The sequence below is a fragment of the Chroococcidiopsis sp. CCNUC1 genome (assembly GCF_023546805.1).
Taxonomy (GTDB): Bacteria; Cyanobacteriota; Cyanobacteriia; order Cyanobacteriales; family Chroococcidiopsidaceae; genus Chroococcidiopsis; species Chroococcidiopsis thermalis.
Genome location: NZ_CP097480.1, coordinates 1,302,102 through 1,327,370 on the forward strand (window position 1 = coordinate 1,302,102; position 25,269 = coordinate 1,327,370).

Annotated in this window: 21 protein-coding genes and 1 pseudogene; 8 read left to right on the forward strand and 14 right to left on the reverse strand. The window is 43.9% G+C overall.

Features of this window, described 5'->3' with window-relative positions:
* Window positions 1–39 precede the first annotated feature (39 nt).
* The 5 genes from M5J74_RS06115 to M5J74_RS06135 form a co-directional block, all read right to left on the reverse strand.
* Window positions 40–1,023 (reverse strand): prepilin-type N-terminal cleavage/methylation domain-containing protein, encoded by a 984-nt coding sequence (locus M5J74_RS06115; RefSeq protein ID WP_250015940.1) that lies wholly within the window; start codon window positions 1,021–1,023, stop codon window positions 40–42.
* An 86-nt stretch (window positions 1,024–1,109) separates the two neighbouring features.
* The gene (locus M5J74_RS06120; protein ID WP_250015941.1) at window positions 1,110–1,811 is read right to left on the reverse strand and encodes a prepilin-type N-terminal cleavage/methylation domain-containing protein; all 702 of its coding nucleotides are present in this window, start codon (window positions 1,809–1,811) and stop codon (window positions 1,110–1,112) included.
* A gap of 26 nt (window positions 1,812–1,837) precedes the next feature.
* Window positions 1,838–4,615, reverse strand: coding sequence for a hypothetical protein (locus M5J74_RS06125; protein WP_250015943.1), 2,778 nt, complete (start codon window positions 4,613–4,615; stop codon window positions 1,838–1,840).
* Window positions 4,616–4,632: 17 nt separating this feature from the next.
* Window positions 4,633–6,201: a hypothetical protein gene (locus M5J74_RS06130; protein WP_250015945.1), complete on the reverse strand. Its 1,569-nt coding sequence runs from the start codon at window positions 6,199–6,201 to the stop codon at window positions 4,633–4,635.
* A 361-nt stretch (window positions 6,202–6,562) separates the two neighbouring features.
* Window positions 6,563–6,679: a DUF4351 domain-containing protein gene (locus M5J74_RS06135; RefSeq protein WP_127025167.1), complete on the reverse strand. Its 117-nt coding sequence runs from the start codon at window positions 6,677–6,679 to the stop codon at window positions 6,563–6,565.
* A 72-nt stretch (window positions 6,680–6,751) separates the two neighbouring features.
* Here M5J74_RS06135 and M5J74_RS06140 point away from each other — a divergent pair, with 72 nt between their 5' ends.
* Together M5J74_RS06140 and M5J74_RS06145 are read left to right on the forward strand one after the other, a co-directional pair.
* Window positions 6,752–7,000, forward strand: coding sequence for a hypothetical protein (locus tag M5J74_RS06140; RefSeq protein WP_015153231.1), 249 nt, complete (start codon window positions 6,752–6,754; stop codon window positions 6,998–7,000).
* 11 nt (window positions 7,001–7,011) lie between these two features.
* Window positions 7,012–7,407 carry a type II toxin-antitoxin system VapC family toxin gene (locus tag M5J74_RS06145; protein WP_250015947.1) on the forward strand — a complete coding sequence of 132 codons (396 nt, stop codon included), beginning with the start codon at window positions 7,012–7,014 and terminating at the stop codon, window positions 7,405–7,407.
* 15 nt (window positions 7,408–7,422) lie between these two features.
* Here M5J74_RS06145 and hoxU read toward each other — a convergent pair whose 3' ends face one another.
* The 6 genes from hoxU to M5J74_RS06175 all read right to left on the reverse strand — a co-directional run bounded on the left by hoxU (window position 7,423) and on the right by M5J74_RS06175 (window position 14,440).
* Window positions 7,423–8,139 carry a bidirectional hydrogenase complex protein HoxU gene (gene hoxU / locus M5J74_RS06150; protein ID WP_015153233.1) on the reverse strand — a complete coding sequence of 239 codons (717 nt, stop codon included), beginning with the start codon at window positions 8,137–8,139 and terminating at the stop codon, window positions 7,423–7,425.
* Between the two features lie 10 nt (window positions 8,140–8,149).
* Window positions 8,150–9,799: an NADH-quinone oxidoreductase subunit NuoF gene (gene nuoF / locus M5J74_RS06155; RefSeq protein ID WP_015153234.1), complete on the reverse strand. Its 1,650-nt coding sequence runs from the start codon at window positions 9,797–9,799 to the stop codon at window positions 8,150–8,152.
* Window positions 9,800–9,898: 99 nt separating this feature from the next.
* Window positions 9,899–10,426: a bidirectional hydrogenase complex protein HoxE gene (gene hoxE, locus M5J74_RS06160; protein ID WP_015153235.1), complete on the reverse strand. Its 528-nt coding sequence runs from the start codon at window positions 10,424–10,426 to the stop codon at window positions 9,899–9,901.
* 23 nt (window positions 10,427–10,449) lie between these two features.
* Window positions 10,450–10,650: a DUF2949 domain-containing protein gene (locus M5J74_RS06165; RefSeq protein WP_015153236.1), complete on the reverse strand. Its 201-nt coding sequence runs from the start codon at window positions 10,648–10,650 to the stop codon at window positions 10,450–10,452.
* 60 nt (window positions 10,651–10,710) lie between these two features.
* Window positions 10,711–13,230, reverse strand: a complete 2,520-nt coding sequence (gene ppsA, locus M5J74_RS06170) for a phosphoenolpyruvate synthase (RefSeq protein ID WP_250015949.1) — start codon at window positions 13,228–13,230, stop codon at window positions 10,711–10,713.
* Between the two features lie 226 nt (window positions 13,231–13,456).
* Window positions 13,457–14,440 carry a Tab2/Atab2 family RNA-binding protein gene (locus M5J74_RS06175; protein ID WP_250015951.1) on the reverse strand — a complete coding sequence of 328 codons (984 nt, stop codon included), beginning with the start codon at window positions 14,438–14,440 and terminating at the stop codon, window positions 13,457–13,459.
* A gap of 193 nt (window positions 14,441–14,633) precedes the next feature.
* On the opposite strand from M5J74_RS06175, the gene M5J74_RS06180 reads away from it, so the two are divergent.
* The gene (locus tag M5J74_RS06180) at window positions 14,634–16,127 is read left to right on the forward strand and encodes a glycosyl hydrolase family 57 (protein WP_250015952.1); all 1,494 of its coding nucleotides are present in this window, start codon (window positions 14,634–14,636) and stop codon (window positions 16,125–16,127) included.
* Here M5J74_RS06180 and M5J74_RS06185 read toward each other — a convergent pair.
* Window positions 16,029–16,778: a hypothetical protein gene (locus tag M5J74_RS06185; RefSeq protein ID WP_015153261.1), complete on the reverse strand. Its 750-nt coding sequence runs from the start codon at window positions 16,776–16,778 to the stop codon at window positions 16,029–16,031. The two genes, M5J74_RS06180 and M5J74_RS06185, sit on opposite strands and share 99 nt — an antisense overlap.
* 394 nt (window positions 16,779–17,172) lie before the next feature.
* On the opposite strand from M5J74_RS06185, the gene M5J74_RS06190 reads away from it, so the two are divergent.
* Window positions 17,173–18,411: a glycoside hydrolase family 10 protein gene (locus M5J74_RS06190; protein ID WP_371933989.1), complete on the forward strand. Its 1,239-nt coding sequence runs from the start codon at window positions 17,173–17,175 to the stop codon at window positions 18,409–18,411.
* Window positions 18,412–18,491: 80 nt separating this feature from the next.
* Here M5J74_RS06190 and M5J74_RS06195 read toward each other — a convergent pair whose 3' ends face one another.
* Both M5J74_RS06195 and M5J74_RS06200 read right to left on the reverse strand, forming a co-directional pair.
* Window positions 18,492–18,959 carry a nucleoside 2-deoxyribosyltransferase gene (locus tag M5J74_RS06195; RefSeq protein WP_106167727.1) on the reverse strand — a complete coding sequence of 156 codons (468 nt, stop codon included), beginning with the start codon at window positions 18,957–18,959 and terminating at the stop codon, window positions 18,492–18,494.
* A gap of 156 nt (window positions 18,960–19,115) precedes the next feature.
* Window positions 19,116–19,343 (reverse strand): annotated as a pseudogene (locus M5J74_RS06200) (hypothetical protein); the annotation flags it as partial.
* A gap of 141 nt (window positions 19,344–19,484) precedes the next feature.
* On the opposite strand from M5J74_RS06200, the gene M5J74_RS06205 reads away from it, so the two are divergent.
* The 4 genes from M5J74_RS06205 to M5J74_RS06220 all read left to right on the forward strand — a co-directional run bounded on the left by M5J74_RS06205 (window position 19,485) and on the right by M5J74_RS06220 (window position 25,244).
* Complete coding sequence (locus tag M5J74_RS06205; protein WP_250015958.1) at window positions 19,485–20,504, forward strand: aldo/keto reductase; 1,020 nt, start codon at window positions 19,485–19,487, stop codon at window positions 20,502–20,504.
* 99 nt (window positions 20,505–20,603) lie between these two features.
* A complete protein-coding gene (locus M5J74_RS06210) occupies window positions 20,604–20,993 on the forward strand; it encodes a nuclear transport factor 2 family protein (protein WP_015153266.1) in 390 nt (129 codons plus the stop codon).
* A gap of 559 nt (window positions 20,994–21,552) precedes the next feature.
* Window positions 21,553–22,842, forward strand: a complete 1,290-nt coding sequence (locus tag M5J74_RS06215) for a hypothetical protein (protein WP_250015960.1) — start codon at window positions 21,553–21,555, stop codon at window positions 22,840–22,842.
* Window positions 22,843–23,027: 185 nt separating this feature from the next.
* A complete protein-coding gene (locus tag M5J74_RS06220) occupies window positions 23,028–25,244 on the forward strand; it encodes a polysaccharide biosynthesis tyrosine autokinase (RefSeq protein ID WP_250015965.1) in 2,217 nt (738 codons plus the stop codon).
* Window positions 25,245–25,269 lie beyond the last annotated feature (25 nt).

The following is a 25,269-nucleotide window of genomic DNA, read 5'->3' on the forward strand; positions in this document are numbered from 1 at the left end:
TCTTATTGTTTAATACTATTTTTTAATAAAATTCAAAAGTTATTGATTAGGCACTTTATCAATCACTCCATTAACTAAAACTTGGGTTTGTAGAGTAGGTAAAAATTGATTATTACTAAAAATTCCCGGTCTGCCTACAGGATTTCCTCTTAAGAAAATAAATGTATCTTGATTAAATCCAAATTGATTCTCCTCCTTTCTCACATAAGTAAAAAAGCTTTTACTTGGAGGATTCGGTGTAGTCCCATAACAGTTGTACTTAGTATTATCTGGACAGTCAGGAATATTTCCATTATCAGGATCGTCAACAAAGTCAACTAAAACATCATTTGTATCTACGGCAGGTCGAGTAGTACCCTGAAGATTATTGTCTGCTGAATCTTTGGGCCAAATCTTGAAATTAGTTTTATCTTGCACAGGATCTATATACCCTGTGGATTTGGTTAAATTAGCCATATCACTATATTTACGTAACTGATAACGTATAATTCTAGATTTACCTTTCCACTTATCATCGTTAGCTGGATTTTTTGCTTGTAGATAAACGACTAGAGTATATGTATTACGTCTAAGCAAAAGAATATCGCACTCAGTTTTTTTGAAAACCTTGGTTGTAGTATTATCTGTAAACCCCGTACAATCAGCAGGAGGCTTTAAGCTTGCACTACCGTCTGGATCGATAGCTTCTGGTTTCCAAAAAGCTAGAATTGGCTTTATAGATGTATCAAAGTTAGGTATGTAATCTTTAATTTTTGCAGCATCATCATACACATAGACTGCTTCTTTTAAATCAGAGGCAATGTAATTCAATGCCATTTGCATTTCTGATTGAGTGGCATTACTAGCAGATTCTTGCCTATCTGTATCTAAAAGATTAATGACTAGAGATAGAGTACTTGAGATAATAATTCCAGCCATGATAAGAGATACCAAAAGTTCTGTCAGGGTGAAACCTGAAGTTTTAGACTTTTTAAGATTGAGTTGAAAAGAATTGATTAAGAACTCAAAAGAATGTAAACTCATTGATTGTTCTGCAACACTAGTTAAGCAAAATACAGTACTAGCTTAAGTAATAATACTCAAAAAATAAATTGGCAAAATACTATTAACTAAGGAGATAAAGTTAGTGCCTCTTTATACTTTTCAAAAGACTCTTTTAAGTCGCCTCTAGCAATCTGGACATTAAGGACAGAAAGAGGACTAATACTCTGCTCTCCTGTTGTTAAAGTTAAGGAAGCAGGAGTATTATTTAAAGCTGGTGTTGGCGCAGTCGAGCAGTTTTGAAAGGCTCGAAAGCTATACACCCTAACACTCATTTGGAAATTAATAAGCTTACTGTTGGCAGTTTTCCCTTCATCTCGGAAGGATTGAACTACAAAGTCGTTCGTACCATCTTTATTTACATCTATAGCTAATCCTTTAGTTATTTGATCTATATCAGATCTATTAGTGACACAGCTAGTTGGAACAGAGGTTGCAGTAATACCACTTGTACTGTCACTTTGCAAAGGTAAATCTGAATTTGTGTAATTCCCTCGTTCTACTATTAACCGAGTTCTGTCAATCTCAGCTTGGGCTAACTGCATAGCTTGTTCTACCCGTTGATTTCGTAAACGAGTAGCCGCCGCCAAAAGAATCGGTGGAGCCATCGCCGCGAGAACTATACTAACTACTAAGATTGCTACTAAGCACTCCAATATGGTTAATCCATTTTGAGGCGATTGCTTGCTTTGGCAAAACATTGCTTGCATCGATATATTGCGATCGCTATTTATCCGCTTTGTATATTTGCGCCTTTCAGCAGATATCACTTTATCTTCCCTCCCTTAAATAAGTATTACGAGCAGCTAGCACTGGAGTCGATTTGCTGTGTCCCTAGCTTGGTACAGCGCAAGTTCTTAATGTAGGGGTCGTCTACAGGTAACTCTCGGTAGAACTCGCTACGGGTATTGTTAAGAGTCACAAATCGTCGCGCCGCAGCTCCTGCTGGTGCGTATTGTAGTCCTACATCATATCCCCAGCGACGAGCAGGCGGTTCGTAGTATCGCATATGTTCATCACTACTAGGTGTTGAATTTGGTTCCCAAGCGTCTTGGTCAAAAGGTCCAGTAGCTGAGGTACTAAAGTTCAACTGAAGAAAAGAGCCAGAAATATGTAGAGGAATAAAAGTTCCTGCATCAATCTCGGTTCTCCAATACTCAAGGAATCTTGGGAAGTTGTGGAGTCCTCCGTAAGACTGTTTTGCTTGTGAAGGAACAAGACCGCTAATCAAAATAGAATTGACTCTAGTTTCTGCTGCCTTTACCAATTCTTTTTTTCTGTCTGTGCTTGAGAATGCACGAAAAGTTTCCGTGGTTGGAGTTCCATCGTAAGCTTCCAAATTGCTTGTTGGACAAGGAATGGTATCAACTTTGCAATAGAGCGGGTAGCCATCTCTATTTAATTTGACTGGAGATTCACCTAGGGTAGAAACTGTTGTTGGTTTATAAGGCTCCTCTCGAATCCAATATTTTAAATTAGTAAGCTTAGTAGTGTCGTAATTAGGACGGTTTTGATTTTGGTAAGATGTATTTGTCGTGTTAAGTCCTGGTTCTATCGCTTTAGTAAAAGCATCCTCTATGCTGCCATCAATGAAATTATTGGAAAGAATGGTGATTGCGTCAGCAAGAATTTCTGTAGCTCGCCAAGTATCTTGTGTGGCATCGGCAAATTTTGAATCAACGGTTGAGCGCCCAGTATAAAAGTTAGGATTCGTCGTCCAATCGCTTCCAAGTTTTTCAGTAAATTCTTCAAGTAAATTGCTAATCGTACCATCAGTACTGTGCAGATTGAAATCTCCCTGAACGTAGACAGGATTATCTGAAACGAAGGTCAAACCGTTAATGTTGTCACTAGCTGAAATACCTGTAGCATTACGTTTCAAATTGCGTCCATTTCTCAAGCGGAAACCATAAGGGCGGCGGTCTGGGTCAGGATAGTAGTCAACGGGTTTGGGGCTAATACCATTGTCAGCATTAACAGGAGGATCTTGGGGAGTGTTGGCTTTCATGCGGTAGTCAGCATTAGTGGGATCGTCTTTATAGGTAGACCAATCTTTAGATGCTGGTCTAGCAATACTGTCCTCTCTTACTGCATCTTCACGAAAAGCGTAGACAATCCCATCCTTAACAGGTAGCCAAGTATCGTTTACAACTTTATTGCTACGCAGCAAATCCAAATCAACGTTAAGAACCCGTACGCTCATCATTTCCCGACCATTGGAGAGAGCAGTGTCGAGGAAAGGAACATATACCGTGTTACCATCTGGATCAGTTACCTGATTTCCTACATTAGGTGCTGTAGGTGCTGTAGTAGTTTTTGGTAACACCCAAGTTGTAGTTTTAGGTGCGATCGCCATATTTGCAATATCTGTGTTACTAAGTGCTTTGTAGGTATAGCTACCGTTAACACTAGTACCTTTGATATAAGCGTCATCTATATATTTTTCAGAGGTAGGCTGCCTGTGGTCAATACCTCCAGTAGCTGTGTCGTTGTTACCATCGTGGTCGTGGTCAACGACTGGGAAAAGATAATAAAGGGAAGGGTACTTGACCTGTAACTCGCACAGCATTGACAGACCAGCTTTTTTTGGATCTAGACCTTTGCCACCTCCCCACTTCAGAGATCCATAAACATAAGAAGTGTCACTTGGATTACACTCTGGAGAAAAATTGAATTTGTAATCTTTACCTCCATGCGTAAACGAGAACGGAGTACTGGAAGCTGGGGATAGTAGAAAACCATACTTTCGGTCTCGTTCTATTTGCCGTGCTGTATTAAAACTCACAGCATCCGCACGATCTGCGGCATCAAGTCCTGCTAACAAAACTTCAATTGGCGGAGTTTTGCAATTGCCACTAGCATCACAGAAGGTTCCGGTTAGATCTGGATTACCACCTAAACCCGCAAATACCTGCCAGATATGTTCGCCCAAATTAACAGCACTGTTCGACGATACTAAATTATTTTTTGCAGTCTCAGCATTGCTGATGTTGCCAGCTAGCATCCCCGTAGTACAGCCAGCAGTCTGAAGATAGGTTTTGTCTGCAATGCTCAGATCTGCGTATGCTGTGCCAGCATCGAGCTTGCTTACAACTCGCCGCAAGTTAGAGAAGTTTCCCCACATAGTCAAGTAAGGATAAGGATGCACAGTTGAGCCTGACGTTTCTTGCTTAGGCGGAAAAGCGCCATCAGGATCTCCGGCAAAATATGCCAAATTCCTCAGTACCTTGCCCAAAGGTTGAGTACTTGCAATGGCACTGGCAAAGTCAGTCTCACTCGCAGTGGGTGGCGCATACTCCCACCCGTTAGTTCCCCTTCCTATAAAGAAATCCCTTATTTGAAAATTTTTACTTCGTGTCAGAGTTGTAGCAGTTCCTGGATGGACTGTTGTTGCCAAACAAGCAGCAGGGAAATAGCCACTATTACCCTTTTCATGATGATAAATAGCTGTTGCTTGAACTGCCGCTAAGTTGTCTCGTAATGTTCTCCGCTGACGAGTTTCATGAGTAATCGCTGTACTAGAGGAAGGATAAAGAGGATCGTTTGTCCCTTCCCAGCCATAAGTATTACCCAAATCTAGCCTCTCTCCTACTATGAGGCGCAAACCATTTGCACGCGCTCTGCGTTCCCAGTAACCGTCAAATCCAAATTTATCTGAACCACTGGGGGAGCGTTTTCCGTAAGTTCTGTTACACTAGTGATTTCGTCTCCGACTTTTTTTCCACTTGGTATTTCTAATAACTCGCTATATTTAGGTTTTGGTCCATAGCGGTTATCAGCTCGATAAGTATCATCAACATAGGGTTGAGGCGATATGTCATTGAAAATACGCCGTCTCTTGACTAATTCCCTATTTTCCCAATCGCCATCTCTTGACCATCCGCTACTGTCTCGATGTTTAGATTCATTTCTAGTGAAAAGAGCTACTGGATCGAGGGCGATTTTTGAAACTAGATTATCATCATTAGGTGTTATGGAGTCTGTATCTTTGTTTAGCTTATTAATGTTTTCATTGCGGGTTGGTGCATTACCCAAGCCATTAAATAAATGAAAATACGATTCGTTCTTAAACTGGTCATCTTTTACATTCCCAGAGATAATTTCTCCCTGAAAGTTTGCTTGTTTAGCAACAGTAATTTTAGAAGCATCCTGATTATATAAGCAAGAGTTATGGGAACTGATCATGTAACCAGTAACTTTTTTGTCATCTCCGCCAACAATGAGGTTGCCCTCTGTATGCATAGCTCCATTAAAATTAAAGGTGGGATAAGGAAAAATTTCTAAATCGTTACGGAACCAAACTCCCCATTTGTTACCCTTATCAACTTGTCTATCTTGTTGTAGCTCAAGAGTAGTAACAGTTTTAGCTGATGTATTGTTATTAATGACAAAGGCATCAACCTGAAAATTTTTACGCAAAGTAGCACTGTTGAGTTGATACCAACCATTTTCGGGCGTTCTACTATCTGTCTTACAGCCAGATAAGCTATTTTGAAAGCTGCTAAGTGGAGCATTGCGGACAACAAGTGTAGCAGCTTTTTGTGCATCTGTACTTTTGTCAATAGTTACAGCACTAGTTCCCGTGCCACTTTCAGTTGCTGACAGAATAGAGTAAACAGTTGTGGTGTCTCCGATTTTGTTTCCACTGCTATCAACCGGAAAAGCCCAAACATTATCCAGCTTGTCATCGTTATCTATGTCAAGGCGTTTCTCATCAGGAAATGTATATGGGTGTTTAGTAGAATTCGCAGCCACACCATTAAGACCATCATTAAGCATCATGCTGGACAGCACAGCACTTGAGGGTACTCCACCAGGCAAGCGATCGTCCTGCTTGAAGAGGTACTCCAATTTTGCTTTAGCTCGGTCAATAGCAGGCGTAGCAGCGTTGTAAATTACTTTTTGTTCGCGTGCAGCTAGAACTTGATTTGTCCGGCTAAAACTGCGAAATATTAAACTGCCAACTACTAAAGCAAGAATTATTAATAATAATGCTGTAGTAGGTAATACAAAGCCAGATTTAGCAAAGCGAGGTTTTCTACCAATTACTAATAAAGTACGTAGAAACCAACTAATTAACCATTTGGGAATGGCACTAGTTAGCTTCCAGATTTGTCTAAATATATTCTGTTTAGCTCTGTGGCGCTTGCGAGTTGACATTCTTGCTTCCCTACTAGTTCTTTGAAAATGCTGCTATGAGAGATAAAATTTAGGAATAAAACTCAATTATCGTTCTCAATTAAAAGTGAAATTTACATAAATCGCATATTTTGACCATAAACATAGAAACAATCAATTTATAACAAGTGGCAATAAACGCCATTGTTATAGTTAGATTATTCCCTTACAGTTTTATCAAGTTAAATTATTAACAACCACAGCAGGAATACGAGGATATTAGTTTTTATAATCTTTCAAATTTAAGTAAAAGTACGGTAACTTGAATTTGATTGAAGGTAGGGCGATCGCGAATTGCCAAAATTAAATTTACAACTATAAAAGTTAAATTTGCTAATTCTTCTCACTGGGTACTGGATAGCTGTTGAAGGCGCGATCGCACCTTTGCTTCAACTGCACCCAATCGCCATGTGAGTCTTTTCAAAACGGCTGCTAACTCTCCTTCTTGCCTTCCTGGCAACCGGAATACTCCACTCTAACACTTAGGTATAGTGGGGGTATAACTCGTTGTTAATATCTGGAACAGCTCGCGATGAAAGTTAAAGGTACAAAGCGTGGTAAAAACATTGAATTATTAGAAGAGATAAACATTCCTGATGGCACAGAAGTTCACATGGAAGTTGAGATCGAGCAGCCTTTAAGCGAACAGGAAAGACTAACTAGACTCAACCAAATATTTGGAGCATGGAAAAATCAACCCGATCTCGATACGATATTTTCTGAGATTGACACACAGCGTCATGCCGAGCGGGGTAGAGCAATAGAAACCCTTGATGAGTAAGGAAAAAATTTGTGTATTTGTTAGATACAAATATTTGTGTAGCTTTACTCAAACAAAATATTTTTGCTATCAAACAATTTAATGCCAAAGCAAGTCTTTGCTATCTTCCCACAATTGTAGTAGCTGAATTGTATAAAGGAGTCTGCTGTTCTCAACGGGTACAGCAAAACTTAACTATACTAGAGCAATTTCTGAACTTGATGCCAGTTATTGAGTTTGACCGGAGTGCAGCTGAAGAATTTGGCAAGATTCAAGCTGAGTTAAGAAAAATTGGCAGACCAACAGGAGAAATAGACGCAATAATTGCTGCGATCGCCCGTTTTCGACAAGATATTCTTGTAACCGATAACACGCGCCACTTTATCAATATTTCAGGCTTGCAACAAGAGAACTGGCTTGAACCTTGACAAGAATCACCCCCGCTAAATCTGCCACTGCTGTTTCTCCCGTGCTGTCACCAGAAATTCCAATTTGGCGCGATCGCGTTTCATTTCCCCTACACTCGAACCTTGGTAGAAAAGCGCCCCTGTGGGACACGCATTCACACACTTACCGCAGGAAGTACAAGTTTGTGACGTTCCCCAAGGTTGACTCAAATCGGTAATGACGTGCGAGTTTGTGCCTCTACCTGCCATATCCCAAGTATGCGCCCCTTCGATTTCATCGCAGACTCGAATACAACGAGTGCAGAGAACGCAACGGTTATGGTCGATGCCATAGCGATCGTGAGACACATCAACTTGGCGATCGGGAAAATGATATTCTAACCGAACGTGTTCCATACCCATTTCAATCGCCAAGTCTTGCAATTCACAGTTACCATTCGCCACGCAAACCGAGCAAATATGATTGCCTTCTGCAAACAACATTTCGACAATCGTGCGACGATAATTCTGCAACCTTGGGGTATGAGTTTTCACTTCCATCCCCTCCGCAACTTTCGCTACACAAGCGGGTTGCAGTTTATGACTGCCAGCAATTTCTACCAAGCAAAGCCGACAAGCACCAACCTCTGAAACTCCTTCTAAATAGCAAAGTGTCGGAATATGAATTCCCGCATCCCTTGCTGCCTCCAATATGGTTTGCTCCTCAAGGGCGCTGATGAGTTGGTCGTTAATTGTTAAAGTTTTGACTGCCATTGCTATTGTTCTACCTTGCCTTTAAATCGCAGTATCTACTGGCGCTGCCATCAACCAAAGTCAAATACTCATCTCGGAAATAACGCAAAGTGCTAAGTACTGGATTAGGTGCAGATTGACCCAGACCGCACAAACTGGTATTTTTCACCATGTCACACAGTTCTTCCAACAGTTCCAAATCGGTTAAGGATGCCTCACCTTGCCGAATCTTGGTTAATAAACGATGTAACTGTACAGTCCCGACACGACAAGGAATACATTTACCGCAAGACTCATCCATGCAAAATTCCATAAAAAAGCGGGCAACATCTACCATGTTGGTCGATTCATCCATGACAATCATGCCACCAGAACCCATCATCGAACCAAGTTGAGCCAGCGATTCGTAGTCTACAGGCGTATCAAAAGCTGAAGCTGGGATGCACCCGCCTGAAGGTCCACCAGTTTGCACGGCTTTAGCCACCCCGCCACCGGGTACGCCGCCGCCCATTTGCTCGACGATTTGTTGTAAAGTCGTTCCCATCGGGACTTCAATCAAACCCGTATTGCGAATTTTGCCTGCTAAAGCGAAGACCTTTGTACCTTTACTTTTTGCTGTACCAATACTGGCAAACCAGTCAGCACCTTTACGAATAATCGGCGCGATATTAGCAAAAGTTTCGACGTTGTTAATTAGAGTCGGATTTTTCCACAAACCAGATTCAGCAGGATAAGGAGGGCGAGGACTGGGTAAACCCCGCTTGCCTTCGATCGATGCCATTAATGCGGTTTCTTCGCCACAGACATAAGCACCCGCACCAATGCGAATATCAATTTTGAAATCAAAAGGTGAATCAAAGATTTGACTGCCTAACAAACCGAGGCGTTGGGCTTGACGAATGGCAATTTGGAGGCGGCTAATGGCAGTAGGATATTCAGCTCGAACGTAGATGTAGCCTTGGTTTGCCCCGATCGCATACGCCGCGATCGCCATTCCTTCCAGCACCCGATGCGGGTCGCTTTCCAAGACGCTGCGATCCATAAATGCGCCAGGATCGCCCTCATCAGCGTTGCAGATAACATACTTGCGTTCTCCCTTTGCCTTAGCTACCGTTGCCCATTTCAAACCCGTGGGATAACCAGCACCACCACGTCCCCGCAAACCACTTTGGGCGATCGCCTCTACCACCTCGTTCGGCTGCATCTCGTGCAAAACGTGGTAGAGTCCCCGATATCCTTCTGCCGCAATATAAGATTCAATCCGTTCTGGATCGACCTTACCGCTATTTTCTAAAACAATTGGCATTTGTTGAGTAAAAAACGGCTGGGTCAAATCGCCACGTTGTAGAGACGTTTCATGTAGAGACGTTTCATGAAACATCTCTCCATCTGTATCTATCGTGGCAACGATCGCGGGTGCATCTTTAGGAGTGACTTTTTCGTAAAGCGTGCTTTCTGCGACCTGTACTAACGGTCCTTGACTGCACAAGCGCATACAACCAACACCACAAACCTGCACTTTATCCCCTAAACCCGTCTCTGCCACTACTCGTTCAAGCCTTTGTTTCACAGCTAGGGAATCAGCAGATAGACACCCCGCAGCTACGCAACAACGAATCTGTATCGGTTTTTGAGCGGCGCGTTCGTGTTGGGCAATCTCCTGTAATTGGGTTAAATCCATTTTTTAGCTGCCTCCTCGCCACGACCGATTTCGACTCCACTCTGAAGTTAGAAAAGAAGTATGAGAAACTTGTGAGGATGCGCTCGGCTGGCGCGAAATCTACCTGCCTTCCAGCCATTCTTTCAGGCGATCGCAAGTTGACTCTGCCGTTTGATGTCCGCATACAGTCCCGTCAAATACAACCGCAGGAGCGATACCACACGCACCCAGACAACGGGCTGTCAGTAAAGAAAGTTGTTTATCTGCCGTCGTCTCACCAGCACGAATCTTAACGTTCTGCTCGACTGCTGCCAAGATTTGTGCTGCACCCTTAACATAACAAGCAGTTCCAGTACAAACCGTACAAGTGTGAACTCCTTGGGGTGCAAGAGAAAACAAGTGATAGAAAGTTGCCACCCCATAAACGCGACTGGGAGGCAATTTCAAGCTGCGACTAACGTACAGCAGAACGTCATCTTCCAGATAACCGAAAAGCTCCTGTGCTTTGTGTAAGATCTCGATCAGTGCATCTTGTCGAGCCTGATGTCGCTTAATCGTGACATCTAGAAGCTTAAAACGCTTATCACCACTCGGATGAGTCGTGACGGTAGCTCGATCTTGCACTTTTGCTGGGGGATGAGAATGCATATTTTTGTTGCTCGCAGCTCAATTTAGCTTGCCATCCAGTCAAAAATCTGCTCTAACTGCTCCAGAGAAATTAGACCGTACTGCCACAGCAGCATGGGTAAGGGACCGGGATTCTGCTCGTTCAGCCGCAATACCATCGCGATCGCCTTGGGTGAAATTGCCAATTTTTCTTGTAAGAAGTCGAGCAGTTGCTCTTGGTGGCTCGCGTTCATCTCTTGTTTCATCGCTCGTCGCAGTTCAGTCAAATTTTTTGTCAAGACGCGATTTGCATCTTGACAAAAACGTCAATGTGTAAATACACCCTCAACAGCAGCAACTTCCAATAAAGTTTTCAAAACTGAATCTGGATTGAGACTGATGGAGTCAATTCCTTGTTCGACCAAGAAACGGGCAAATTCTGGGTAATCGCTGGGTGCTTGACCGCAAATCCCAATCTTGCGCTGGTTTTCTTTAGCTTTAGCGATCGCCATTTGTACCATCTCTTTCACGCCTTCATTGCGTTCGTCGAATAGGTGCGCGACTAAACCAGAATCGCGATCGAGTCCCAAAGTCAGTTGCGTCAAGTCATTGGAACCAATTGAGAATCCATCAAACACTTCGCTGAATTGTTTCGCCAAGATAACGTTGTTAGGAATCTCGCACATGACGTAGACTTGCAACCCATTTTCGCCCCGTTTTAAACCATATTTTTCCATTTCTGCCATCACCTTGCGTCCTTCCGCAGGCGTGCGACAGAAGGGAACCATTGGAATGACGTTGGTTAAACCCATCTCATCCCGTACCCGTTTCAAGGCTTGACACTCTAGGGCGAAACCTTCACGATATTTCTCGTCGTAGTACCGAGACGCACCGCGCCAGCCAATCATCGGGTTTTCTTCATCTGGCTCAAATTGCTTCCCACCGAGAAGGTTAGCATACTCGTTGCTCTTGAAGTCAGACAGACGCACGACTACAGATTTGGGATAAAAAGCAGCCGCGATCGTCGCGATCCCCTGAGCTAGCCGATCGACGAAGTATGATGGTTTATCTTCATATAGCTGTGTCAGCAAGGCAATTTGATTTTTAGCATCCTCGTCTTCTAATTTGTCGAAATGTATCAAAGCCAAGGGATGCACCTTAATATGATTGGCGATGATAAATTCCAATCGCGCCAAACCCACACCATCATTTGGTATGGCTGCTAGACTAAATGCTTCCGAGGGATTGCCCACATTCATCAAGATCTGGGTGCGCGTCCGCGGTAAGTTTTCTAACGCCACCTCCTTCACCTCATAGGGCAAAATCCCCTCGTACACCCGTCCTTCTTCCCCTTCCGCGCAGGAAATCGTCACTTCCTGACCTGTTTTTAATTGGGCGATCGCATTACCAGTTCCCACAATCGCGGGAATTCCCATTTCTCGGGCGATAATTGCCGCGTGACACGTCCTTCCACCTTGATTAGTCACGATCGCGCTGGCTTTTTTCATAATCGGTTCCCAGTCGGGATCGGTCTTATATGTCACCAAAACTTCCCCTGGTTGAAAAGTGTCGAGTTTGTGGACATCCAAAATCACCCGCGCTTTACCAGTACCGATCGCCTCTCCGACTGCACGACCTCTTGCCAGTACGGGCGCATTGCTATGTGCCCCTACGAGTTGATAGCTCTTGATAGTATTGGTAGATTTTTGCGATTGTACGGTTTCGGGACGGGCTTGGACGATGAATAATTCTCCCGTTAAGCCATCCTTTGCCCACTCAATATCCATCGGGGTATAAACGCCGCGTACTGCCGAATAATGGTCTTCAATGATACAAGTCCATTGAGCTAAAATCAGAACTTCATCATCCGTGAGAGCATATTTGACTCGTTCTGATTCCGGTACGGTGACGTTTTTTGTCAGCTTGCTACCGCCGACATCGTAGACCATTTTAATTTCTTTACTGCCCAAGCGTTTTTCTAAAATGGGGCGAAAACCTTGTTGCAGTGTTGGCTTAAAGACAAAATATTCGTCGGGGTTAACTGCACCTTGGACGACGTTTTCCCCTAAACCATAGGCAGCGGTAATCAGGGCAGCATTTTTAAACCCCGTTTCCGTATCAATGGAAAACATTACCCCAGAAGCCGCTAAGTCAGAACGTACCATCTTTTGCACGCCCACTGACAAGGCAATATTAAAATGGTCGAAGCCTTTAATCGTGCGATAGGAAATGGCGCGATCGGTAAATAGAGAAGCAAAACATTTATGACAAGCTTCTAGTACTGCTTGTACGCCGTGGACGTTGAGGTATGTTTCCTGCTGTCCGGCAAAACTTGCATCCGGTAAATCTTCGGCTGTAGCGCTAGATCGAACTGCTACATCAGTCTCACCACTAGAACGCTGGCACGATTCGCGATATTCTGGCGCGAGGCGATCGCACAAACTCGCTGACGTGTCGCCATATTTTTGACACAATTGCAAATAAGCATCCGCGATCGCGCTGGCTAATTCTGACGGAAACGGCGTATTGAGAATTAAAGCACGAGCTTGCTTACCTCGTTGCCGCAGATTATTTACATCTTCCACATCTAGATCGGCAAATAGCGATCGCAACTGCTCTTGTAAGCCTGCTTGCTCGATAAAGTAGCGATAAGCATGAGCTGTTGTGGCGAAACCCATAGGTACGTTTATGCCTTTGGGTGTCAGTTGTTGAATCATTTCACCTAAAGAGGCGTTTTTACCACCTACTAAAGGGATATCTGCAATGCCAACTTCCTCAAACCATAGCACAAAGGCTTGTTCTTTAGAACTCTGTAACTGTTGCCGCTTCGCTGTTGATTGCAACATAGACTCAATTCCTCTCATATTTAGGTTGAGTCAATAGAAACTCGATAAGCCTTGGAAAAGCCATTGACTCTATCTACTTGCTCTACAGTTATGGGTTATATAGAAACAGTTTGAGGAAGTTGTGAGGAAAATTTCAGTAACATTTGTAGGGGCGCACGGCTGTGCGCCCCTACAGATGGTGTGTTTACCCAATTGAAAACCCCTATAAGTACGCTAGAAGTATTTTCTACTCATCTCGTAACAGCCAGAAACCAGTATAGGTCATGCCTGAATCATCGGGTTGGACTAACAAGAAATGCAAACCTTGACTCTGTTGCTGGCGCTGTGCGTAAGTTTGAGCAGATGCGATCGCCTCACTATCGGAAAAAGTCGCGACAACCCACCGATCTGCTAACCCTGCTTCTAAAATTAATCCCGCTAATTCGCCTGGAACGTAGTTGAGGGCAATCGGCTGCGCTGCTTGCAACCAACGGGCTAACTGCATAGACTTTCTACCACCATAAATAATTATCCCTGGCACGGTAATTGTCGATGCTAAGCCTAAATTTAGGGGAAGTAGAAATTCTGGCATGTCTAAGATCGGCAGCGGACGGTCTTTAAATGCAGCTTCGAGATCTCCTGCTGGTAGACTAGCAAAACGCCAGCGATCGCCCCACAAATTTTCCGGTAGGGGGACGGGGGGTGGTTTGTCTACAGCAAGGGGGTTGTAGGCTCCAGTGGTAGAATACTGAGGTATGCGCGATCGCAACCACTGTTTCAATGCCCCAGTGCGCCGCGTTGGTTCTACAGTAATACCTAGTTTTTGCCCTGCGGTGGCGATTAAACTGAGAGATTGCGGGCGAAAGACTTGGATTATATCTGGTAACGCCAATTCTGTCTGTCCTGTCACAGATTCCGATCCCCCCAACCCCCCTTGATAAGGGGGGCTAGGGGAGATTGACTTTGGCGTAGTCGAAAAAAATTCGGATGAATTAGATGCAGCTAATTGCAACTGTTCTACCAACCACGATGCATTGGCTGCTGCTTGCGGGCATATGGCTTCGTAGCGAAAATTCCCCGTGCGATGGTCGCTTCGCGTTTGCGTAGCATGGTCGAAGAGCATACCGCCTTCGGCATCGCAGATTAACAATTCCCACAATACCTGTCCGGTGTCATCTTGCCACGGGCGACGATAAAAATCAGCTTGCCAAATTGATTTGTCATTGGTCATTTGTCATTCGTCTTTGGTAATTTTGTCGTGGTTGAAGAAAGAAGGGTGTAGGGTATAGAGTGTGGGGAGAATTCGGAATTCGGAATTCGGAATTAATGCGTGAATTTTGATTTGCTTCCTCAACTTCGCGACTCTCTCTTCTCCCCTCTGCTTCCTGCTCGTGCGCTCCCTGATAACTGATAAGGAAAATCCTATGACGGCAACAGCTATATCAAACTTACCTGTTTTAGCAGCATCGAGGTCGGGGTTGCCAAATATTTGCGGCTGGGAGGCGGAAATTAAATCGGTAACGAACCACAACGAACCTATATTTCTACCTACCACCAATTTACGTTTAGAAAATCTTACTGCTGGGTTTGCTTGCGCCCTGCACATGCACCAACCGACAATTCCCGCAGCTGGTAATGGCGAACTCATCAGCAATCTGCAATATATGTTTGAACATCCCCACGATGGGGATAACCACAACGCCGGAGTCTTTGCCTGGTGCTACGGACGCATGGGAGAGTTTATTCCGCAGTTAATTGCTGAAGGTTGCAATCCTCGAATTATGTTGGACTATTCAGGTAATTTGTTGTGGGGATTGCAGCAAATGGGGCGAGAAGATATCCTGAACAATCTCAAACGGATAACTTGCAATCGCCAATACCAACCTTATGTAGAATGGCTGGGAACGATGTGGAGTCATGCTGTCGTTCCTTCTACGCCAATTCCCGATCTCAAGCTGCACATTCAAGCTTGGCAGCATTATTTTGCGGCGGTTTTTGGCTATGATGCTTTGCGGCGCGTCAAGGGTTTTTCTCCTCCTGAGATGCACTTACCCAACCACCCAGATACTTTGTTTGAATACATCAAAGCTTTGAAAGAATGCGGTTATCGCTGGTTGATGGTACAAGAACATTCAGTGGAACGTTTGGATGGTACGGGGTTGCACCACGACCAAAAATATCTTCCTAACCGTTTAGTAGCGCGTAATTCTGTGGGTGAAACGATTAGTATTACAGCACTAATTAAAACTCAAGGCTCGGATACGAAATTAGTTGCCCAAATGCAGCCTTATTTTGAAGCTAAAGGGCGAGGGAAGCAACAAATCGGTAACGTAACTGTACCCTCTCTCGTAACCCAAATTGCTGATGGAGAAAATGGCGGCGTGATGATGAATGAATATCCCCGCGATTTATTTCGCGTGTATCATGAAATTCGCGATGCTGGCAATAATGACGCGGGCATCGTAGCACTAAATGGCACGGAATATTTAGAATTGATTGAGGCTGCTGGCGCTAATCCCGATGATTATCCAGCTTGTCAAGCGGCAAATCAACACAAAATTTGGCAGCAAGTCGATCCAGATAATGCAAATCCAGAAGCAGTAGAAAATGCGATCGCCCAATTAAAAGCAACTGACCATCAATTTCACATGGATGGTGCGTCTTGGACGAACGATCTCAGCTGGGTAAAAGGCTACGAAAATGTTTTAGCACCGATGAATCAACTCAGTGCAGCATTTCATGCTAAATATGACTCATTAGTACAGCAAGATCCGACGTTAACTCAGCGTCCTGACTACCTTGAAGCCTTGTTGTATAACTTATTGTTGGAAACTAGTTGTTTCCGCTATTGGGGACAGGGAATGTGGACTGACTTTGCCCGCGAACTGTATCGACGGGGAGAAATCGCAGTTCGTTAGTCTACCAGTTAAACAAGCTCGTTCAAGAGTCACACCAGTTGAACTGCTAATTTTAGCAGATGCTCCTGGTTGTTGCTTTCGGCTAGGGAAAATTTCCAGAGTACGATGGGGTATGGTCACGGCAATACCCAAAGCTGCGATCGCTAAAACAGAAACCCCTGTTAGCAACCGCACTTGATGGCGTAACTGGCGATTCTCGCGATCGAGAGTTGCTACCCGATTTAAATCGCGCTCTAGATAACGGGGTTCGTTCTGAGACACGGGACGCGGTTCATTCTCTACTAAAGGTTCGGGTCGATCTTCAGCCAGCGCCACTGCAACTCGCTGAGGTTGAAAAGTAATCTTAATCAGTAACCAATTAACAATCAATTGCGGGCAGTTTCGTCTAAACCAATACCACGCTATGTTTCTAAATACTGGTTTGGATATCCGCGCTACTGATTTTGTCATCCGATTCAGCGGACGAAATTGGATCTTTTGATTGATCAGATTAACTGCACCCGCATCATAGAGACAATCGATGATTAATTTAATAGTTGCTTCTTGATCGTTAGATAAATTTTGCAGCAGTAGCAAAACATCGTGCATCCGTTCTGCTTCCATCTGCTTTTCCAGCATCCGCTCCGCGTCTTTTTTTGTAACCCCTGTCATAGGTGCGAGAATAAATATAGCTGTAGTAACATATCCACTATGATAATCTGGACACTACTGTCCTCAGAGCGATCGCGGACACATCTTGAGGAAGAAATACGTTGACTCGGATGCTTTACCTTGGCAGAACTTCAAGTTGAATTTACAGCTAATATCAAATCAAAACTAAAATATGTTTGCTGAAATACTAAGGGCAGAACTTAGTTAAATTGCGGTTGTCGCGCTTATTTTATCACAATTTACTAGCAAAAAACGCCTCTTTTTAGATGAATTTTCACGCAATCTTAATAGTTCTCAGTATGACAACGGATGGTGAGTTGGATGCTGATAAATGATGGTGGAGACAAGAACTACTACCAAAAGTGAAATTTGGCATAGCTGGCGATTCTAGCTTATGAAATTATATTTGAAATCATACGTAATCCTTAGAGAGTGGTGGCGATCGCTGAAGTATTTCGCCTTACTTTTAGGTACATTGTTAGCCCTAACAATACCGAATAGTATTTCACCTCCGGCGATCGCCCAGCAGCCTTTTGAGGAAATTCGCGGCGTGTGGATGACGAATAACGATACGAGTACCCTCATCGACCGTGACAAAATGCAAGCTGCTGTCAGCCAACTAGCGCGGCTGCACTTCAACACCATCTATCCCGTCGTCTGGAATTCTGGATACGCCCAGTACGATAGCAACATAGCACGACAAGCAGGAATTCAAACCTTCGTGCGCAAAGGCTTGCAAGGACAAGATCCTTTAGCCGATCTCGCCGCTACAGCCCATCGCCAAGGTTTACTCGTCGTCCCCTGGTTTGAGTTTGGTTTCATGACTCCTCCTACTTCAGAACTAGCACTACAACACCCTAACTGGTTAACTCAAAAACGGGATGGGAGCAAAACTTCGATTGATGTTGCAGGTGAGGTCGTATGGCTCAACCCTTTCCATCCAGAAGTCCAGCAATTCATCACCGCACTAGTACGGGAGGTTATGACTAAGTACGATGTCGATGGGATTCAGTTTGACGACCACATGAGTTTACCGCGCGAGTTTGGCTATGACAAATATACGGTGGCTCTGTACAAGAAGGAAACCAAGCACAGTCCAGCCCATCCTGGCGATACAGCGTGGATGCGGTGGCGGGCTGACAAAATTACGGCATTCATGACTCAACTCAATCAAACAGTTAAGCAAAGCAAGCCCAAAGCAATTTTTGCCGTCGCCCCCAACTACTACGACTTTGCTTATAAATTTCACCTGCAAGACTGGCTAACATGGGTGCGCAAAGGGATTGTTGACGAACTGATCGTGCAAGTCTACCGTCCCGAACTGCAAAGTTTTCTCCAACAACTTGCCCGCCCCGAAATTCAAGAGGTACAACAAAAGATTCCCACTGGTATCGGTATTCTTACGGGTTTGAGAAACGATCCAGTGCCAATGCAACGAATTCAAGCACAAGTGAGGGCTACACGCGATCGCGGTTTGGGAGTAGCTTTCTTCTTTTACCAAAGTCTATGGGACTACGCCCCAGAACCAAGCGAACAGCGACAGTCTTACTTTCAGGCATTGTTCCGTTCTCCCGCTTCCCGGATTGCATCTGCGCGGGCTGCTGTCGTTGAAGAACCGATATTTCAACCGTGAAACTAGGATAAAATGTATCGCGATCCGTAGGGGCGCACAGCTGTGCGCCCCTACAAATTTTTATGTGCTACAGAGATCGTCTACATTCCTGTTAACCATTTGTACAACGCTTTATCCTGCAACTGGATTTCGTCTACCGAGGTATAGTAATAATTTTCCCAGCCAATTTCCGGTAAGCCAGCAAAAAGCATGAGATTTAAGGGATACCGTTCGTTATCGCTACAGCGCCGGAAGTCGTCTCGGAATAAGAAAATTGCTTTATTCAGGGCGATCGCCATTCCCAACTCTACCATGACTCCTTCATCTGGTGGCGTGCCGTTGACAACCGCAAAAATGCCATCGCAGTTTTTCACATCCTGCAAATCTGCCTGCGCCACGCGATACGCCCAATCAGCTTGAGAAAAATCGATTTGATTGTTACGGGCAAACGGTTCCCAAACTTCTATGCCCAACGCCTCCAAAGCCCGAACGATGGGAGGTAAAAGTAGCGTCTTTTGCTGCTGCGAAAATCCATAGGGACTAGCTAGATAGATAATTTTGCGCTTCATAGCGATTTTCAATTGGGTAAAACAGACAATCTGTAGGGGCGCACAGCTGTGCGCCCCTACAAATGTTACGCACGCAATTGAGAATTGCTATCACGTCTGCCTCTACTCGCGATCTATGTCAAATATGCCGAATATAAGCGCGATCGCGGCATATGGCTGACGACTTGCTAAAGTTGCATTGACAGACTGAGCATAGGCGATCGCTGTATCATCTTGCCAGCGATAAGGAAATATTATCGCTCCTCGATTCGTAGCAATTTCTACGCAAGTAGAGAAAGATAAAACATCCACAATCACAACGACATCGCTAATAGGAGCCAGTTGCATCACACCACCGATTCCCCATTCACAGCGCAGATCGAACTCCGATTGGTTGAAAATCATCTGACAGTTATCAGTAGAGAGTGACTAGTGACTAGTGGCTAGTGAATAGACAAGATTCTAGCCGCTAGTCACCAGCCACCAGCCACTCACCAATTACCAAACTCCTGCTACCTTGTGAAATAGGACAGTAAGTGTAGCAAAATGCAATTACCAGAATCTAGTCGGTGGCAATTTACCCCAGATTTGAATATCTGCCGCGTACTCAATGGCATGTGGCAAGTATCGGGGGCGCATGGAGCGATCCAGCCAAAACAAGCGATCGCCACTATGTTTGATTATGTAGATGCTGGTTTCACTACTTGGGACTTAGCAGACCACTACGGACCGGCTGAAGACTTCATCGGTGAGTTTCGCCGTCAAGCGATCGCTACGCGGGGTAAAGAGGCGCTTTCTAACCTACAAGCATTTACCAAATGGGTTCCCAGACCAGCAAAGATGACGCGGCGAGTCGTCGAGCAAAATATCGATCGCTCCCTAGCTCGAATGGGAGTAGAGACGCTAGACTTGCTACAATTCCACTGGTGGGAATACAGAGATAAAAACTACATAGATGCATTAACTTATCTAGCAGAACTCCAGCAAGAAGGGAAAATCAAGCACTTAGCACTCACAAATTTTGACACGGAACGGTTGAAAATCATCTCAGAAGCAGGCATTAAGATCGTTTCTAACCAGGTGCAGTTCTCGCTGGTCGATCGCCGCCCTCTAATGAAGATGATTCCGTTTTGTCAAGAGCATAATATTCAACTTTTAGCTTACGGTACGCTTTGCGGCGGATTGCTGTCAGAAAAATATTTAGAACAAGCAGAACCGCGAGGTACGGCGTTAAACACAGCTTCCCTGCGAAAATATAAAAACATGGTAGATGCATGGGGTGGTTGGAATCTGTTCCAAGAGCTTTTAGCTGTTTTAAAACAAATAGCAGCTAAGCACGATGTCAGCATTGCTAATGTTGCAGTCCGTTACGTTCTCGAGCGCCCGACAGTCGCAGGGGCGATCGTTGGCACGCGGTTAGGGATATCGGAACACGTCGCAGATAATGCTAAGGTGTTTGCACTTACTTTAGATGCAGACGATACGGGTCAAATCGAAGCTGTATTGGCACGATCGCGAGATCTGTTACGGTTAATCGGCGATTGCGGCGACGAGTACCGACGTTAATTAGGGAGTGGGGAGTTGTAGGGGCGGGTTCACCGATAGACTTCCTGACTAACAGAAATTTTAGATAAGCCCGCCCGTACAGGAGTAGAGGAGTAAAGAATGACAGACGTAGAAGCTGAGGTTTTGGCAGTCAATGAAAATTTTTACCGTGCTTTTGAGAAGAAAAATCTAGAAGCTATGAGTCAAGTTTGGTCGCAGGGAACTGCCAGCCTTTGCATTCATCCTGGGCGGAACGCCTTGCGCGGTTGGAAGCAAATTCGCGACTCTTGGGAAGTCATTTTCAAAAATACCAAATATTTAGAAATTGAAATCGAAATTATTAATACAGAAGTTCGCGATACGACTGCTTATATCGTGTTATTTGAGCGCGTGCTACAAGCTAGTAGTAACAAAACCATCAAGGCTGAATCAATCGCTACAAATATCTTCGAGAAGATGGCTGGCAAGTGGTATTTAATACACCATCATGGTAGTCCTTTGGTAAGATAGAGTTGAAGGTATTTATCCCAGCATTTAGCAAACGAACGAAACACGTTTTTCAGTGTGAAATGCAATAATTCATACCAAGTTTAATAGGTGAATATCAGCAGAATTCCTGATTTGCGAGCATGAGATCGAATATTGCGATCGCGGCGATCGCTTAATAAATATTTCAATGGTGCAATTTCTAGCGGTAAATAATAGTTTTCTGATATAGTAAATTTTTTATAAAGATTTAGGTTAACTGGAATTCAAGTCTGGACGCAGAGTTATTGTTGGATTAAATTGTCTATATACCTCAAATGGAAAGTAGTTTGAGAAACGAAATACCTGGGGAAGATTAGATCGAGTGAAAAAAATCGATCGTCAAATAGGTGTTTCGTTTCTTTTAGTTATCGATCCAAATTAATAGTGACCGATCGCTAGCCATTTGCAATAAGTGGCGCGCGGTGAGAACTCGGAATTCGGAATTCATCGCGACTTGCGACTTGCGACTTGCTAATTGCTCCTCATCCCGAAATAGAACTCTATACTGAGAGAAGGTAGGAATGGCAATCGAGGGTAGTGTATGATTCCAAATCCCGCGATCGTGCAAGCTGTGGAACAATTGGGATATCGCGTCACGGTGGGAGACGTAGCAGCTCAGATCGGGTTAGATGTCGGTCAAGCTCAACAGGGATTACTTGCTCTAGCAAGTGATGTCGGCGGACACATGCAGGTAGCTAACTCAGGTGAAATCGCCTACCAGTTTCCGCAGAATTTGCGGGGAGTTTTACGCAACAAATACTGGCGGTTGCGCTTGCAAGAATGGTGGCAAAAAATTTGGAAAGTCCTATTTTACCTGATTCGGATTTCGTTTGGCATTGTTTTGCTTGTCTCAATCGTGCTAGTCTTCCTCACGATCGCAATTATTATTACAGCGACAAATCGGGATGGAGACGATCGCGGCGATCGCGGCGGTGGTGGGTTCTACATGCCTTACTTTTGGATTGGTCCAGATTGGTTTTGGGTATTCTATCCAGATTACGACACCCGCTATCGACAGCGGAGACGGGAAACCAGCAATTTGAATTTTTTAGAAGCGATATTCTCGTTTCTCTTTGGTGATGGTAATCCCAATATCGATCTAGAAGATAAACGCTTCTCGCTGATTGCCGCTACAATTCGTAACAATCGAGGTGTAGTAACGGCAGAACAAATTGCTCCCTATCTTGACGACTTAGGCGAGGGATATGCCCAGGAGTACGAAGATTATATGCTGCCCGTGCTGACCAGATTCAACGGTCAACCACTTGTTAGTCCAGAAGGGCATCTCGTTTACCATTTTCCAGAGTTGCAAGTTAGTGCGACTCAGCAACAATCTAGACGTGTACCAGCATTTTTGCAAGAGTTCCCCTATCGTTTCAGTGCAGCTAGCTCTGGGCAAATTATGCTCGGTATTGGCTTGGGCGCGTTGAATTTTGTTGGGTTGCTAGTATTGGGGAATTTACTCGCAGATGGGTTAGCAGCAGCTCAGCTCGGTGGACTGGTTGCCTTCGTGCAGGGAGTTTATGGGTTGCTGCTTGCATACGGCGTAGGTTTTTTGCTTCTACCTCTGGTAAGATATTTTTGGGTGCAGAGGCGCAATCGTAAAATCAGCGATCGGAATCAGAGACGGCAAGCAAGAGCAAATCTGCTAGCTAGCTCCGATTTAGTCTTACAGCAAAAAATTGCTTATGCAAGTCAGTTTGCTGCTCGATCTACGATTACTAAAGACGATGTAGTCTACTCGACTGATAGCGATTTATTAGAACAAGAAAGCCAAAATCCGGCGCAAATCGATGCTGATTGGCAACGTCGTTTATCTGGCTCTCCCTAGCTCCGATTTCATGCAATCTATAGCTATCGATTTATGAATAAACATTGTTTCGCGATAAAATTTTGTCGTAAAATAATAATCGATGTAGAAGAATTGAGGAGAAGGTGTTTACAACAACATTATTCAAGGTAGTATTGAATACGATATCTATTTGTTAAATTTTGTCATAAAGTTATAGCGCGCTCATGTCACTTCCTGAGTCCACAGAATCTAGTGTCAAATTACAGCAATATTGGCTGTTACTCAAACGACATTACTTACCACTATCAATCGTGTTTGGAGTAGTTGTCGCACTGACAGGTATAAGCTTAGCTTTGCAAAAGCCAATATATGAAGCAGAAGGAAAGTTACTATTTAGAAAAAATAGCCCTAGTTCTTCGTATTTACCTGAAGTGGGTAAGGGTATAGGTGAATTGCAGCCATTACAAGAGCAAAATAATCCTGTAGATACAGAAGCGGAAATTATACGTTCTCTGCCTATTATTAAAAAAACGATTACGCGGTTGGAGTTGAAGGATGAATCGGGTAAAACTCTTAAACCCGAACAATTTCTTAAAAAACTAGACGTGACAGACGTGAAAAAAACGGACGTGTTGCAAATTACTTATAGGGATGCAGATCCAAACAGAGCTGCAACAGTAGTCAATACTTTAATGGGTATTTATTTAGAAAATAACTTACTTGCTAATCGCTCTGAAGCCGTTTCTGCGAGAGAGTTTGTGCAAAAACAGTTGCCCAGGGCGGAAACAAGTTTGCGTCAAAGCGAGTCAGAGTTGCGTCAATTTCAAGAGCAGAATAAAGTTGTCGATCTAAATGAAGAAAAAAGAGCGGCAGTAGCAATTATTGCCGATATGCAACGCCAAGCTGCGAATGCTAATGCTGGTTTGGCAGATGCAAAAGCTCAATCTGAACTGCTGAAACAGCAATTAGGAGAAACTTTAAATAGCGCCGGAGCGGTAACTAGTGTAAGTCAATTTCCAGCCGTTCAAGGTATTTTGAAAGAGATCCAACAAATAGAATCGCAGCTAGCGGTGGAACAGAGCCGCTTTCAGGCAGATTTTCCTAATGTCGTCTCCCTCAAGCAAAAGAAAGCAAGTTTAGAGCAGTTACTCAAACAACGCTTAAAACAAGTGGTAGGAGAACAAAAACTTCTTAGAGGAAATAGCTTACAAAATAGTGAATTCGATCAAAAACTGACAGAAGAGTTTGTGAGGGCAGAAGCAAGACGTTTGGGTTTATCTAGCCAAATAGCAGCAATCTCAAACGTTCAATCTTCTTATAGAGAAAGACTCGATCGGTTACCTCAGTTAGAACAATTGCAGCGGGCGTTAGAACGAAAAATTCAAACAGCTCAATCTACCTATTTATTACTACAGCAAAAATTACAAGAAATTCGGATTGCGGAAAATCAGAATATAGGTAATGCTCGCGTCATTTCAGCAGCCATACCACCAGAAGAAGCGGTTGCTCCCCGCAAAATGTTATATCTGGTGACAGGAATTATGCTGGGTGGAATATTAGCGGCTGCTACTGGTTTAATATTAGAAAAACTAGATAAATCGCTCAGAAGCGTTGAGGAAGCTAGAAAAATATTTGGCTATACCTTACTGGGGATAATTCCAGCCTTGAAAAAATCTGAGAACATTTTCTTGCGCGATCGCTCCCTAGAAAGAGCTACACCAGAAATTTTAGTGCAAGAGTCACCGCGATCGCCTTTCAGCCAAGCATATCGAATGCTGCAAGCTAATTTGAAATTTCTGAATTCTGATAAACAGCTCAAAGCAATTGTCGTTACGAGTTCCGTTCCTAAAGAAGGAAAATCAACAGTTGCGGCAAATTTAGCTGTCACTATCGCTCAAATGGGGCGTAAGGTATTGTTAGTTGATGCAGATATGTATCGTCCCTTGCAGCATGAAATCTGGGAATTACCAAATCACTTAGGCTTAAGTAATATCATTGTGGGTCAGACCGAACCAAAAACAGCGATCAAAAAGATTACGGCTAATCTTCACATCCTAACTTCTGGAGTGATTCCACCGAATCCAATGGCATTACTGGATTCTCAAAGGATGGCATCTCTAGTTACTGTTTTTTCAGCCAATTACGACTACACAATTATTGATACTCCTGCTTTAAATGCGGCTGCTGATGCAGCAATTTTGGGTAAAATGACCGATGGAGTTTTATTAGTTGTTCGACCTGGGGTGGTAGATACTGCTGCTGCTATCCGTGCTAAAGAATTTCTAGAAAAGTCAGGGCAACATGTCCTCGGTCAGGTAGTGAATGGATTTAATCCCGATAGCGAACAATACTACTATTATCGTTCTAGCCAGTCGGAAGAAGATGATAATGTAGCATTAGCGGAAAGTCATTCTCCTCTGAGCATTAGCAAAAAGAGATGAGGTTTTTCTGGTTCGATTGAATTGG

Excerpts from the sequence above, each read along its gene's own strand:
- M5J74_RS06180 (WP_250015952.1), top strand. The coding sequence starts at position 14,634 with ATGACGGCAACAGCTATATCAAACTTACCTGTTTTAGCAGCATCGAGG.
- ppsA (WP_250015949.1), bottom strand. The coding sequence starts at position 13,230 with ATGTTGCAATCAACAGCGAAGCGGCAACAGTTACAGAGTTCTAAAGAA.
- M5J74_RS06190 (WP_371933989.1), top strand. The coding sequence starts at position 17,173 with ATGAAATTATATTTGAAATCATACGTAATCCTTAGAGAGTGGTGGCGA.
- M5J74_RS06185 (WP_015153261.1), bottom strand. The coding sequence starts at position 16,778 with ATGACAGGGGTTACAAAAAAAGACGCGGAGCGGATGCTGGAAAAGCAG.
- M5J74_RS06195 (WP_106167727.1), bottom strand. The coding sequence starts at position 18,959 with ATGAAGCGCAAAATTATCTATCTAGCTAGTCCCTATGGATTTTCGCAG.
- M5J74_RS06210 (WP_015153266.1), top strand. The coding sequence starts at position 20,604 with ATGACAGACGTAGAAGCTGAGGTTTTGGCAGTCAATGAAAATTTTTAC.
- M5J74_RS06140 (WP_015153231.1), top strand. The coding sequence starts at position 6,752 with ATGAAAGTTAAAGGTACAAAGCGTGGTAAAAACATTGAATTATTAGAA.
- M5J74_RS06175 (WP_250015951.1), bottom strand. The coding sequence starts at position 14,440 with ATGACCAATGACAAATCAATTTGGCAAGCTGATTTTTATCGTCGCCCG.
- hoxU (WP_015153233.1), bottom strand. The coding sequence starts at position 8,139 with ATGGCAGTCAAAACTTTAACAATTAACGACCAACTCATCAGCGCCCTT.
- M5J74_RS06165 (WP_015153236.1), bottom strand. The coding sequence starts at position 10,650 with ATGAAACAAGAGATGAACGCGAGCCACCAAGAGCAACTGCTCGACTTC.
- nuoF (WP_015153234.1), bottom strand. The coding sequence starts at position 9,799 with ATGGATTTAACCCAATTACAGGAGATTGCCCAACACGAACGCGCCGCT.
- M5J74_RS06215 (WP_250015960.1), top strand. The coding sequence starts at position 21,553 with ATGATTCCAAATCCCGCGATCGTGCAAGCTGTGGAACAATTGGGATAT.
- M5J74_RS06220 (WP_250015965.1), top strand. The coding sequence starts at position 23,028 with ATGTCACTTCCTGAGTCCACAGAATCTAGTGTCAAATTACAGCAATAT.
- M5J74_RS06115 (WP_250015940.1), bottom strand. The coding sequence starts at position 1,023 with ATGAGTTTACATTCTTTTGAGTTCTTAATCAATTCTTTTCAACTCAAT.
- M5J74_RS06130 (WP_250015945.1), bottom strand. The coding sequence starts at position 6,201 with ATGTCAACTCGCAAGCGCCACAGAGCTAAACAGAATATATTTAGACAA.
- M5J74_RS06205 (WP_250015958.1), top strand. The coding sequence starts at position 19,485 with ATGCAATTACCAGAATCTAGTCGGTGGCAATTTACCCCAGATTTGAAT.
- hoxE (WP_015153235.1), bottom strand. The coding sequence starts at position 10,426 with ATGCATTCTCATCCCCCAGCAAAAGTGCAAGATCGAGCTACCGTCACG.